This window comes from Telluria beijingensis (assembly GCF_030770395.1).
In the GTDB taxonomy this organism is placed as follows: Bacteria; Pseudomonadota; Gammaproteobacteria; order Burkholderiales; family Burkholderiaceae_D; genus Telluria; species Telluria beijingensis.
This window is the reverse complement of record NZ_CP132480.1, coordinates 3,911,801-3,924,069: the sequence shown is the minus strand read 5'-3', so window position 1 is coordinate 3,924,069 and position 12,269 is coordinate 3,911,801. Positions and strand designations below refer to the sequence as shown.

At 68.0% G+C, this 12,269-nt stretch carries 15 protein-coding genes; 6 read left to right on the top strand and 9 right to left on the bottom strand.

The genetic code is table 11. The features are described from left to right. Positions 1-3: 3 nt before the first annotated feature. The 9 genes from Q9246_RS17480 to Q9246_RS17440 are packed head-to-tail and all read right to left on the bottom strand — an operon-like array spanning position 4 to position 6,496. Positions 4-387, bottom strand: a complete 384-nt coding sequence (locus Q9246_RS17480) for a non-heme iron oxygenase ferredoxin subunit (RefSeq protein ID WP_306391929.1) — start codon at positions 385-387, stop codon at positions 4-6. Beyond that, positions 384-1,322 carry a dihydroorotate dehydrogenase gene (locus Q9246_RS17475; protein WP_306391928.1) on the bottom strand — a complete coding sequence of 313 codons (939 nt, stop codon included), beginning with the start codon at positions 1,320-1,322 and terminating at the stop codon, positions 384-386. The genes Q9246_RS17480 and Q9246_RS17475 overlap by 4 nt, the downstream gene beginning before the upstream one ends. Continuing rightward, positions 1,316-2,194, bottom strand: a complete 879-nt coding sequence (locus tag Q9246_RS17470) for a dihydroorotate dehydrogenase electron transfer subunit (RefSeq protein ID WP_306391926.1) — start codon at positions 2,192-2,194, stop codon at positions 1,316-1,318. The genes Q9246_RS17475 and Q9246_RS17470 overlap by 7 nt, the downstream gene beginning before the upstream one ends. Then, positions 2,191-2,763, bottom strand: coding sequence for a nuclear transport factor 2 family protein (locus Q9246_RS17465; RefSeq protein ID WP_306391925.1), 573 nt, complete (start codon positions 2,761-2,763; stop codon positions 2,191-2,193). The genes Q9246_RS17470 and Q9246_RS17465 overlap by 4 nt, the downstream gene beginning before the upstream one ends. Continuing rightward, positions 2,760-3,998, bottom strand: a complete 1,239-nt coding sequence (locus Q9246_RS17460; RefSeq protein WP_306391924.1) for an NAD(P)/FAD-dependent oxidoreductase — start codon at positions 3,996-3,998, stop codon at positions 2,760-2,762. The genes Q9246_RS17465 and Q9246_RS17460 overlap by 4 nt, the downstream gene beginning before the upstream one ends. Then, positions 3,995-4,408, bottom strand: coding sequence for a cupin domain-containing protein (locus Q9246_RS17455; protein ID WP_306391923.1), 414 nt, complete (start codon positions 4,406-4,408; stop codon positions 3,995-3,997). Before Q9246_RS17455 ends, Q9246_RS17460 begins: the two co-directional genes overlap by 4 nt. Beyond that, positions 4,405-4,821 carry a cupin domain-containing protein gene (locus tag Q9246_RS17450; RefSeq protein ID WP_306391922.1) on the bottom strand — a complete coding sequence of 139 codons (417 nt, stop codon included), beginning with the start codon at positions 4,819-4,821 and terminating at the stop codon, positions 4,405-4,407. Before Q9246_RS17450 ends, Q9246_RS17455 begins: the two co-directional genes overlap by 4 nt. A 29-nt stretch (positions 4,822-4,850) precedes the next feature. Beyond that, entirely contained in the window at positions 4,851-5,210 is a 360-nt protein-coding gene (locus Q9246_RS17445) for a hypothetical protein (protein ID WP_306391921.1), read from the bottom strand. An 8-nt stretch (positions 5,211-5,218) separates the two neighbouring features. Continuing rightward, positions 5,219-6,496: an SRPBCC family protein gene (locus tag Q9246_RS17440; RefSeq protein WP_306391920.1), complete on the bottom strand. Its 1,278-nt coding sequence runs from the start codon at positions 6,494-6,496 to the stop codon at positions 5,219-5,221. Positions 6,497-6,862: 366 nt separating this feature from the next. On the opposite strand from Q9246_RS17440, the gene Q9246_RS17435 reads away from it, so the two are divergent. From Q9246_RS17435 to pcaD, 6 genes are all read left to right on the top strand, one after another. Then, entirely contained in the window at positions 6,863-7,474 is a 612-nt protein-coding gene (locus tag Q9246_RS17435; RefSeq protein WP_306391919.1) for a TetR/AcrR family transcriptional regulator, read from the top strand. Positions 7,475-7,801: 327 nt separating this feature from the next. Next, positions 7,802-8,905 carry a porin gene (locus tag Q9246_RS17430; protein WP_479692551.1) on the top strand — a complete coding sequence of 368 codons (1,104 nt, stop codon included), beginning with the start codon at positions 7,802-7,804 and terminating at the stop codon, positions 8,903-8,905. Positions 8,906-8,957: 52 nt separating this feature from the next. Further along, the gene (locus tag Q9246_RS17425) at positions 8,958-10,115 is read left to right on the top strand and encodes a muconate/chloromuconate family cycloisomerase (RefSeq protein WP_306391916.1); all 1,158 of its coding nucleotides are present in this window, start codon (positions 8,958-8,960) and stop codon (positions 10,113-10,115) included. A 16-nt stretch (positions 10,116-10,131) separates the two neighbouring features. Further along, positions 10,132-10,422: a muconolactone Delta-isomerase gene (gene catC, locus Q9246_RS17420; RefSeq protein ID WP_306391915.1), complete on the top strand. Its 291-nt coding sequence runs from the start codon at positions 10,132-10,134 to the stop codon at positions 10,420-10,422. Between the two features lie 27 nt (positions 10,423-10,449). Beyond that, a complete protein-coding gene (gene catA / locus Q9246_RS17415; protein ID WP_306391914.1) occupies positions 10,450-11,364 on the top strand; it encodes a catechol 1,2-dioxygenase in 915 nt (304 codons plus the stop codon). A 9-nt stretch (positions 11,365-11,373) separates the two neighbouring features. Continuing rightward, complete coding sequence (gene pcaD / locus Q9246_RS17410; protein WP_306391913.1) at positions 11,374-12,162, top strand: 3-oxoadipate enol-lactonase; 789 nt, start codon at positions 11,374-11,376, stop codon at positions 12,160-12,162. Positions 12,163-12,269 lie beyond the last annotated feature (107 nt).

Genomic DNA, 12,269 nt, shown 5'->3' with positions numbered 1-12,269 from the left:
ATCTCAGGAAGCCATCCGGATGAACAGCAGCTCGCCGTCGCGGCGTATGCCGTGGCTGCGCACGTCGCGCGTGACCGGGGCCGACAGGGCCTTGCCGGAGCGGATGTCGAACAGACCAGCGTGCAGCGGACACTCGACCTCGAAGCCATCGAGGTCGCCCTCGGACAATTTGGCATTGCCATGGCTGCAGATGTCGTCGATGGCATAGATCTCGCCCTCGACCAGGAACAGGCCCACCTGCACATTCCCCACCCGGAGCGAGTGGCAGGCACGGGCGCCGAACACCTGGTCCATGCTGCCCAGGGCGATCCAGCCGTCGGCGTCGGCGGTAGCGGCCGGCGCCACATCCAGCGCGCCGGGCAGGTGGACGATCGCTTCGGTCGTCATAGGCCGGCCCTCAATTCCAGCATATTCGCTTCGTGCATCTTCATGGCGCCGATCAGGTCGCGGATACGGGTGACGCCGCGCCGCACGCAATAGGCCTGCATGTCGGCGATGATGCGCGGCATGGCATTGGCGCTGATGAAGTTGGCGGTGCCGACCTGCACCGCGCTGCAGCCGGCCAGCATGTATTCGATCGCATCCTCGGCGCTGGAAATGCCGCCGCAGCCGATCACCGGGATCGACACCGCCTGCGCCGCCTGGTAGGCCATGCGCAGCTGGATCGGCTTGGTGGCGCTGCCGGTGATGCCGCCCATCAGGTTGGCGACCTTCGGCCGGTGGCTCTCGATATCGATCGCCATCGCCAGCAAGGCATTGGAACTGACCAGGGCGTCCGCGCCGCCCAGTTCGGCCGCGCGGGCGATGACGGCAATGCTGCCGACATTGGGCGACAGCTTGGCCCACACCTGCACCTTGGTGGCGTCCTTCATCGAGCGGATCACCGCCTCGGTGGCGTAGGGGTCCATGCCGAAGGCCTGGCCGTCCTTCTTGAGGTTCGGGCACGAGATATTGGCCTCGATCGCCACCACCCCGGGCACGCTCAGGCGCGCCGCCAGTTCGCCGAACTCCTCGGCGGTATTGGCCGAGATGCTGGCCACCAGCGGCGGCGTGTAGTTCCGGTAGAACGGCACCAGTTCGTTCACGTAGTGGTCCGGCCCCTTGCTCGGGATGCCGATCGAGAACAGGGTCGCGTTGCGCAGCTCGGCCACGCGCGGCGGGCGGTTGCCCTCGCGCAGGTCGTTGGTGAGGGTCTTGGTGACGATCGCCCCCAGCTGGTTCAGGTCGAACACCTTGGCCATGCCTTCGGCGAAGGTGCCGGAACCCGGCATGATCGGATTCTGCAGGGTCAATCCGCCGATCGATACGCTCATGTCTACCATGTCACCGTCTCCTGTACGTCAAACACCGGGCCGTCCCAGCATACGCGCCGGTAGCTCAGGGTTTCCGAATCCGCGTCGGCGCGGAATGGCCGTACACATGCAAAACACATGCCAAGCGCGCAGCCCATCAGCTGCTCGAGCGCCACCTGGCCCGGCACGCCCAGTTCCTTGCCCAGGCGTTGCAGCGCCAGCAGGAAGCGATTCGAGCCGCAGGTGGTGAGCAGGTCGAACGGCAGCTCGGCATGGCGCTCGCGCACCAGTTTCTCGATGTGCGCGATATCGCTGCTGCCGTCCTGGTCGTGCACCACGATGACTTCGGCGCCGACCTCGCGCAGGTAGTCTTCGGACATGACCAGTTCCGGCGCCCGCGCGCTCAGGATGGCGGTGACGCGCACGCCGCGGCCGGCCGCATACTGCGCCAGCGGCGCCATGGTGGCCAGTCCGACCCCGCGCGCCAGCAGCAGCAGGTGGCGGCTGCCTTCCGGCAGTTCGAAGCCCTTGCCGACCGGGCCGAAGGCATCCAGCGTGGCGCCCGGATCGAGCGTGGCCAGGCCGCGCGTGCCGGCGCCCTGCACCTTGTACAGGAACTCGATGGTGCACTGTTCCGGATTGACGCGGTACAGGCTCATCGGACGGCGCAGGTAGGGCACGTCCTCGCCCGAGGGCGGACATTGCAGGTGGAAGAACTGGCCGGGCAAGACCGCCAGCGCGGGCTGCGGGGCGGTCAGCACCAGGTGCTTGTACTCGGCGTTCACCCAGTCGTTGCTGACGACCTGGCACAGGTTCTCGGCGATCGTGAAGTCGCCGCAGCTCCCGTGCGCGCAGCCCTCCGGCGGCGCACTGGCGGTGGTGATGGGTAGGATGTGATTCATCGTGGGGTCACAGGTGGAATGAATGGTTGCTCCGCGCCGCTGCCGGCGGAGGGAATCTGTTCGAACGACGTCGCCAGCGGGAAGCTTCCTGCGCCAACCGGCAACATCTGGGTCTGTTCGAAGCGCATCTGCGTGCACAGCCAGTTACCATCGGGCTGGCGCGCATAGTCTTCGTGGGTGACGGCGGCCAGCAGCAGCGCCTGGCCGCCCGGATCGCGCAGTGCGATCTGCCACAGCCGCCAGCTGGCGTGGGCGCGCTCGCCCTCGACCGCGATTTCGGGGCTGGTGTAGTAATGCAGCGCCCAGCACCAGGGCGAGCGGGCGAACCAGTCGGCCAGCGCCGCCCGGCCGACCAGGCTGGCGCCGAAGCCGGGGCCGCCGTCCCAACGGGCGTCCTCGGCGAAGCAGTCGGCCTGCGCGCGCGCGATCTCCAGCATGACGGGCGCCGGCTGGCGCCGATAGTCGCTGCCGTACTTGGCGTCGGCCAGCCGGGCGTAGCGCGCCTTGAGCTGGCGGATCGCCTCGGCGGCTTCGAGCCGCGCCAGCCGCTGTTCCAGGTCGTGGCTCACTTGGCGAGCTCCTTGAGCGGGATTGCGGGGTCGCCCAGGATCGCGGCGTCGACCGCGGCGCCGCGGCGCACCAGCGCCTCGAGCTGCTTGCGTTCGCGTCCGCAGTCGACCAGCATGCCGCCCGCCACCCTGCCCTCGTGCAGCCACAGCAGCACGCCGCTGGCCTCGGACGGGGCGATGCGGGACACCACCAGGTCGCCCGGCGTGTACATGCCGACCACCTGGATATTGCGTCCATGCTGGTCGGTCCACATCCACGGCAGTTCGACGTGCGTGTCCGGCGCGCCGACGATGGCGGCCGCCACCGCGCGCGCGCCGTTCTCGGCGTTGCGCCAGGTCTCCTGGCGCACATGGCGTCCATACAGCGGGTTGTGCATATTCGCGATGTCGCCGACCGCATAGCACCAGGGCGCGCCCGGGTTGCGGTGGTTTTCGTCGGCCAGCACGCCGTTGTCGAGGGCGACGCCGCTGCCTTCGAGGAAGGCGGTGTCGGGCGCGATGCCCACCGCCACCAGCACCAGGTCGGCGTCCCAGGTGCGCACCGCGCCGGCCTGGCGGCCGACGACGGACACGCCGGCGGTGCTGCCCTCCTTGCGCGCCAGCAGGTCGAGCCGCACATCGGTCTCGACGCTCACGCCATGTTGCACGTGCAGCGCCTGCAGCCAGTGCGAGCCTTCCGGCGGCAGGCAGCGCGCCATGACCCGCGCGCCGCCTTCCAGCACGGTCGCCCGCATGCCCATCGCCACCGCGCTGGCGGCGGCCTCCATGCCGATTACGCCGCCGCCGATCACCACCAGGCGCCGTCCGGCGGCCATGGCCGGCCGCAGCGCCAGGCAGTCATCCATGGTGCGCAGGGTGCGCACTTCGGGTGCATCGGCGCCGGGAATCGCCAGCCGGCGCGCGGCGCCGCCGGTGGCGACCACCAGGATGTCGAAGTCGATCGTCGCACCGTCGTCCAGCAGCGCACTGCGCTCCGGGCTCACTTTCACGATCCGGCCCTGGCGCCGCGCCAGGTTCGCCTCGTCCTGCCAGAACGCATGGGGCTGCAGGACCAGGTCGCTCACGCCCTTGGCGCCGACCAGCATGTCCTTCGACAGGGCCGGCCGTTCGTAGGGCGCATACGGTTCATCGCCCACCAGCGTCACGCGTCCCGCGAAGCCGGCCGCGCGCAGCGCCTGGGCCACGCGCCCGCCGGCATGGCCGGCGCCCGCGATCAGCACGTGCGGCGCGTTCATGCGGCCTTCCCTTGCGCCGGGGTCGACGCCGGAGCCGGCGCCGGATTGTCGAGGCTGACGAGGACCCGGTACAGGGCCCCGCGCTCGCTCTGGCAGGTCCAGCTGCGCGGCTCGCGCGGCGGGATGATGATGCCCTCGCCCGGCACCAGCTCGTAGCGCTCGCCGGCCGCCTCGACCAGGAACACGCCTTCCAGCACGGTCGCCACTTCCTCGCCCTGCGGCTGCGGCGCCGCCTCGCTCTGCTGGCCCTGGCGGAACACGGCGATCGAGATCGACAGGTGCTCGCCATCGACCGTGCCCACCTGGGGCGCCGCATCCGGCGCGCGCCAGTCGATCTGCAGCGATTCGCAATGGCGCACGGCGCCGCCTTCGGCCTGTCCGACGATGCTCATGGTAGTCGTCATGTTCATGCGCTCCTGCCCTTGAGGGGATAGTACGGCGTCGAATCCTCGGGACCGTATTCGGCGCGCGCCGGGGTGACCACGTTCAGGCGCAGCGACACGCCTTCCGGGCCGAAGGTATTGCTGCCGTAGTGCATGGCGTTGGCCGGGATGATCAGGGCGTCGCCGCTGTTCATCACCGACTCGAAATCGCTCGTCTCGCTGTCGCTGCTCTCGAACACCGAGCAGCCGCCCGCCAGCTGCAGCGAGGCTTCCTCGCCGTGGCTGTGCGACTTGGCCGGCAGGTCGCGTCCGCGCTCCTCGACGAACTTGACCACCGCCACGCTGACGGTCGCGCCGAACAGGTGCTTGCCGTACAAGCCGCCGGCGACGACTTCCTTCAGGTTGTCGTCAATGGCAAAGATCCTGCATTTAGCCATCATTCATTCCTTTCAGTGGATGGGTCGGGGGCTCAGATCGGCGGCCGCATGACGAAGGTTTCGTCGGCCTTGAAGCGCTCGAAGGCATAGCCGTCGATCACGCCCGGCTGGCGGTAGGCCTCGACCGCCGGCGCCACTTCGGCCAGCGACAGCAGCATGTGCATCAGCGCTGCTTCCTGCGGCGGCATGGCGTCCAGCGGGAAGCCGTTGAGGTAGTCGACGATCGCGTCGACTTCGACCAGCATCGCATCCTTGAAGGCCACGATCTCGGCCATCTGGCTGGTATTGCGCATGCGGGTGCGTTCGGTCTCGGTCGCCAGGCTCCAGTGGATGTAGGTCTGGAGCGCGGCGAAGCGCGGCGGCAGGGTCGGTGGGTTCTGATGGGTGCTCATGCTGGTCCTCAAGCCTTGGTTTCTTCGTTCACGATGCGGTCGACCACGTGGGCGCCATGGCGCACCAGCAGTTCGAAATCCTGCAACAGCATTTCCTTCTTGACGCCGGTCTGCACCGCCGACTGGGTGCGCTCGAGCGTGCTCAGGTCTTCGAGCAGCACGTCGCGCAGCGCGACCTTCATGTACTCGAGGTAGAAGCGGCCGCCGGCGGTCTTCATCTCGGGGTAGTAGACCCGCGCCTCCAGCAGCGTCTTGCCCTGCGAGAGCGGGCGGAAGTTATAGGCCTGGAAGTAGTTCGGCCGCAGCGACAGGTAGAAGTCGGGGAACACCACGTTGATGTCGAACAGCCAGTTGTCGTGGCCCGTCCAGTTCATCCCTTTCGGCAGGTCTTCCTTGCGGAACTGGTGGGTGGCCGAACCCAGGCCGGCGCGCAGGGCGGCCGCCGCGATCGGCTTGGCAGTGGCCGAATCGGCGATCGCCTGCTGGGCCGCGGCGCCGCCGGCGGTGACGGCGTTCGGATTGCCATACACCGACTTCGGATTGCCGGCGATCGACAGCCGGCGGTGGAATTCGCCGCACAGGGCGTCCAGCGGCGGCATGGCGCCGTCGGCGGCGGTGTCGATCGCGTCGGCAATCGAGCGGCCGTGCACATAGGCCACGTGGTAGGCTTCCTGGAAGGCGTCCAGCGCCAGCTTCCAGTTACAGTTGACCACGGTGCTCCATTGGAAGCCGGTGGTGATCTTGTCGAAGGGGTAGCCCTCGATGTCGCGGAACATCGGCTGCATGAACTCGGCCAGCGACAGCGCCGGGTTCGGATCGAGGTTGATGAAGATGAAGCCCTGCCAGACGTCGCAGGCCACGCGCGTCAGGCCGTGATCGCATTTGTCGAGGTCGAAGAAGGATTCTTCTTCGGGCACCCCGGTCAGCTTGCCTTCGAGGTCGTAGGCCCAGCCGTGGAACTTGCAGAAGAACTTGCGGGCCTGGCCGCGCTTCTCGTAGACGATCTGGTTCATGCGGTGCGAGCACACATTGTGCATCGCGTTGATGCAGCCGGCCTTGTCGCGCACGACGATGATCGAGGCTTCGCAGGCCTCGAGGTCCTTGACGAAATAATCGCCGGCCTTCGGGATTTCTTCGACCCGGCCCACGTGCAGCCAGGTCTTCTTGAAGATCTTCGCCTGCTCCTTGTCGAAATAGGGCGCGGAGATGTACGGCTCAACCGGCACCGGACCCTTGCCCAGTTCCGGGTAGCGGTCGTGCAGATGCAGCTTGATGACTTTGTTCATGGATTCCCTCGTTGGTGGTTTGCGGACTTCGATCCCTGGGGAGAGATCTGAAGTACCAATAACGAATCCCATTCTGTAATAGCGAAAAATGAATGTCAAGCATTATTACGGCACGATGACGCCGTTCACGCGCGCGTCTTTATAGTGATGTTTCTCCAGCGTATCGGAGCATGCGGGGTGCTGCGACGATCCGGACAAATGACGGCTATCGCCATCAATAACGAATGATGTTTAGTCAAATTGATTCGTTTAAGCACTATGTTCGTGCATACGCACCACCCTGGCGCAGTGCAGCATGCTAGAATTGCATCCCATCCGAACTCGAGATTCCGACCCCACACCATGGCGCAGATAAAAAAAAGCGAGATGCGTGACGCCATCCTCGCATCGGCCTTCGACCTCTTTTCGCGCAAGGGCTATACCTCGACCACCATGTCGGAGATCGCCCGCGCATCGAACATGACGGTGGCCAACCTGTACGTGTATTTCGACTCCAAGCTGGCCATCCTGTACGAGATCTATACGCCGTGGCTGGAGCAGCAGCTGGCGGCGCTCACCGAATCGGTGCGCAAGTTCCGCACGCCGCGCACCCGGCTGCGGCGCCTGTTCACCGGCATCTGGGGCGACATTCCATCGGCCGACCATTCGTTCGCCAACGCCCTGATCGAGGCGCTGGCGGTGTCGCCGCACGGCATGGCCAAGCCCAGCACGCTGCTGGTCGACGTCGAGACCTACCTGACCGAGCTGATCGCCGAATGCCTGCCGGCCGAGCGCGCGCACCTGGCGCAGAACCAGCTGTTCTCGCACGTGATCTGGATGGCCTTCGACGGCTTCACCCTGAACCGGCACCTGGGCGACGTGCGCGACGTGGCCGCGATCGCCGACCTGATGACCGACCTGCTGCTGGCCGACGCCGGCGCCACCGAGCCGGCGGCCGACGCCGCCCCGGCCGCCGGCCGCAAGCGCAAGCGCGCCTGATCCACCCGCGGCGCCGCCAGGCGCCGCCCCTCCCTCCCCCCATCTTCTTCCCTGCCGAACCGACGCGCGATGTTGCGCGTTTTGTTGCGCGTTCATCACACCCGCGCGCACCCCGGACGCGCCGCGGTTTCCCGGCCATTCCTCCTTTCCCGTCGCCGCCAACGAGGCCGCGGCGCACTTTCGCACGCGCACAAAATTTTCAATAACGATTGACATTCGTTTTATTAGAAATAAATAATAGGATTCGTTATTGCCAAGCGGCTTGACGAACAACCACCGCGCCGGTGGCGTCCGAAACTGTCTCGCACTTAAAAACTAAAAGGGAAAATGAGCATGAAGATAGGTTTGCGTACCGCAGTCTGTGCAGGAGTGTGCCTTGCTGGCCTGGGCTCGAATGCCGCCGCCCAGGGCAATGTCACCGTGTTCGGCTTGATCGACACGGGTCTCGAATACACCAACCACCTCGATGCCGCCGGCAACGACAAGGTGCGGGTGATGCCGCTGACCGGCCTGCTGCCGTCGCGCATCGGCTTTCGCGGCTCGGAAGACCTGGGCGGCGGACTGCGCGCCTTCTTCGTCCTCGAGACCGGCCTGGTCCCGACCAATGGCGCCCTGGGCCAGGGCAACCGCACCTTCGGGCGCCAGGCCAACGTCGGCCTGGCCGACGCAAAACTGGGCACGCTGACCCTGGGGCGGCAATACAATATGACGGCCTACTCGCTGCTGGGCGCCGACATCATGGGCCCGGCCAACCACGGCCTGTCGAACATGGACGGCTACATCCCCAACACCCGCAGCGACAATGCGGTCGGCTATATGCACACCGTCGACGGCGTGACGGTCGGCGCCACCTACAGCCTGGGACGCGACGCGTCGGCGGCCGGCGGCCCGGCCGCCACCAACTGCGCCGGCGAGCGCGCGGGCGACGCCCAGGCCTGCCGCCAGTGGACGGCGATGTTCAAGTACGACACCCAGCGCTGGGGCGTGGCCACCGCCTACGACCTGCTGCGCGGCGGCCCCGGCGCCGCCTACGCCCTGACCGACAGCGACTACAAGGACAAGCGGACCTCGTTCAACGGCTGGTTCAAGGCCGGCAACCTCAAGGTCGGCGGCGGCCTCATCGCCCGCCAGCTGCGGCGCGAGATCGCGATGGACAACAAGCTGTGGTATCTGGGCGCCAGCTATCCGCTGTCGCCGGCGCTGCAGCTCGAAGGCCAGCTGGCCCACCTCGACACCGAGGATTCCCCCGACGACAGCACGCTGGCCACGGCGCGCCTGGTGTATTCGCTGTCCAAGCGCACCAGCGTCTACACCTCCTACGCCCACATCCAGAACAAGGGCAAGGCCGCGATCGCGGTCAGCGCCGGCAGCACCGTGGGCGTCGGCATGCACCAGAGCAGCGTGATGGCGGGCATCCGTCACATGTTCTGAGCGCGCGGCGCCGGCCCCGCGCCGGCGCCGCTTTTACCCACCAAGGAGACACATGAACCAAGCTTCCATCACGATCGACCGGGTCGAGGTCATCCTGCTGCGGCTGCCGACGATCCGGCCGCACCAGCTGTCGGTGGCCACCATGCGCCAGCAGCACCTGGTGCTGGTGCGCCTCGACTGCAGCGACGGGGTCACCGGCTGGGGCGAAGCCACCACCATCGGCGGCCTCGCCTATGGCGAGGAGAGCCCCGAGAGCATGCGCGTCAATATCGACGCCTACATGACGCCGCTGCTGGTGGGCCGCGACGCCACCAGCCCGCTGGCGCGCATGGCCGAGCTGCGCGAGAGCGTGCGCGGCAACCGCTTCGCCCTGTGCGCGCTCGAGACCGCGCTGTTCGACGCCCAGGCCCGGCGCCTGGACGTGCCGCTGTCGACGCTGTTCGGCGGCCGCGTGCGCGACAGCCTGCCGGTGGCCTGGACCCTGGCCAGCGGCGATACCGCGCGCGACATCGCCGAGGCCGAGTCCATGCTCGCCGCCCGGCGCCACCGCGTGTTCAAACTGAAGATCGGCGCCCGCGCGCTGGCCGACGACGTGGCCCACGTGGCCGCCATCAAGCGCGCGCTGGGCGACGCCGCCAGCGTGCGGGTGGACGTCAACCAGGCCTGGGACGAGACCGAGGCCACGCGCGGCATGCGCATGCTCGGCGATGCCGGCGTCGACCTGGTCGAGCAGCCGATCGATGGCAAGAACGTCGAGGGCATGCGCCGCCTGCGCGCCCTGGGCGGCGTCGCGCTGATGGCCGACGAGGCGCTGCAGGGCCTGGTGGACGCCTTCCGCCTCGCCGAACGGCGCGCGGCCGACGTATTCGCGCTCAAGATCACCCAGTCCGGCGGCCTGTGCGGCGCCCAGAAGGTGGCCGCCATCGCCGGCGCCGCCAATATCGCCCTGTATGGCGGCACGATGCTCGAAGGCGCGGTCGGCACGGTCGCCTCGGCCCAGCTGTTCGCGACCTTCGACCGCCTGGCCTGGGGCACCGAGCTGTTCGGCCCCCTGCTGCTGACCGAGGAAATCCTGCGCACCCCGCTCGCCTACCGCGACTTCGCGTTGCAGCTGCCGACCGGCCCCGGCCTGGGCATCGCGCTGGACGAAGACCGGATCGCCTTCCTGCGCGAAGACCGCGCCGGACGGACTTTCCATTCCCTGCCCTGAACCGAATGAGGACGCCATGCTGTTCAAAGTCTGCATGACGGTGTGCCTGCCGCACACCATGAGCCCGGCCGAAGCCGACGAACTGAAGAGCGCAGAACGCGCCATCGCGCACGAGCTGCAGCGGCGCGGCACCTGGCGCCACCTGTGGCGGGTGGCGGGCCGCTACGCCAACGTCAGCATCTTCGACGTGGCCGGCCCGGCCGAGCTGCACGAGGTGCTGCTGACGCTTCCGCTATTCCCCTACATGCAGATCGAGGTGGAGGCGCTGTGTCGCCACCCCTCCTCGATCCATGAAGACGACCGCTGATAACCACGACAACCAGAGGAGATTGAAATGAATAAAGACGCGATCGACGCGCTGCTGCAAAAAATCGAGGCCACCGAGGATCCCGCCAAGGGCTCGCCGCGCGCCAAGGCCATCGTCAACCGGATCGTGCGCGACCTGTTCGTCACGATCGAGGAGCTGGACGTGCAACCGGACGAATTCTGGAGCGCGATCGCCTACCTGACCGAAGCCGGCCGCTCGGGCGAATACGGCCTGATCGCCGCCGGCCTGGGCTTCGAGCACTTCCTCGACCTGCGCCTGGACGAAGCCGAGGCGCGCCAGGGACTCGAAGGCGGCACCCCGCGCACCATCGAAGGTCCGCTGTACGTGGCCGGCGCCCCGGTGGCGCAGGGTTACGCGCGGCTGGACCAGGACCCGCAGCCGGGCGAGGTGCTGTACATGCACGGCCAGGTGCGCGGCGCCGACGGCGCCCCGCTGGCCAATGCGACGGTCGAGGTCTGGCACGCGAACCACCTGGGCGGCTATTCCTTCTTCGATCCGTCCCAGAGCCCGTACAACCTGCGCCGCACCATCGTCACCGACGCCGAAGGCCGCTATCGCCTGCGCAGCAAGATGCCGGTCGGTTACAGCGTGCCGCCGGGCGGCGCGACCGACAAGCTGCTCAAGCAGCTGGGCCGCCACGGCACACGCCCGGCCCACATCCACTTCTTCGTGACCGCTCCCGGCCACCGCAAGCTGACCACCCAGATCAATATCGACGGCGATCCCTACCTGTGGGACGACTTCGCCTTCGCCACCCGCGACGGCCTGGTGCCGCCGCTGTCCCGGTTGAGCGATGCGGCCGCGCTGGACGCGATCGGCGCCGATGCCCCGTGCGACGCGATCGAGTTCGACTTCGAGCTCCATGCCGAGCGCGCCGACCTGCCGGCGGACCAGGTGCAGCGCGACCACTTCGTCGCCTGAGGGGCCGCGATGCCGTTCATGACACCCGGGGCGCAGCCGCTCGCCTATACGCTCGAGGGCGCGCACGAAGCTCCGGTGGTGCTGTTCTCCAACTCGCTCGGCGCCACGCTGGCGAGCTGGGACCGGCAGGCCGCCGCCCTGGCGCCGCGCTACCGGGTCCTGCGCTACGATACGCGCGGCCACGGCGGCTCGCCCGCCGTACCGGGTCAAGCGTGCACCCTGCAGGCGCTGGGCGAAGACGTCCTGCGCCTGCTCGACGCCTGCGGCATCGAGCGCGTGCACTATTGCGGCATCTCGCTGGGTGGCCTCACCGGCCTGTGGCTGGCCGTGCATGCGCCGCAGCGCATCGAACGCCTGGTGGTGGCCAATAGCGCGGCCCGCATCGGCGCCGAGGAAGGCTGGCGCCAGCGCGCCGCGCAGGTGCGCGCCGCCAGCATGGCAGGGGTAGCAGACGGCGCCGCACAGCGCTGGTTCACCCCGGACTTTCGCGCGCAGGCGCCAGGCGTCGTCGCCGGCCTGGTCGACGGCTTGCGCCGCTGCGATCCGGCCGGCTATGCCGCCTGCTGCGACGCGCTGGCCGGCGCCGACCTGCGCGCCGACATCCAGGGCATCGTCGCGCCCACCCTGCTCGTCGCCGGCCGCCACGATCCGGTGACCACCGTCGCCGATGCATACGCCATGCGCGATGCGGTAAAAGGCGCGCGCTGCATCGAGCTCGATGCCTCGCACCTGTCGAACATCGAGGCGGAGCAGGCGTTCACGCAGGCGCTGCTGGACTTTTTGGCAGGTAGCGGCTGACACACGCGGGCATGCCAAGGTTTTACCGCGTTTTACTTTGGCTGCCGGCGCGCCAGGACTAAGCTTGGAGATGCGCCCATTTACACGGTCGGCGCCCAACCGAGCCA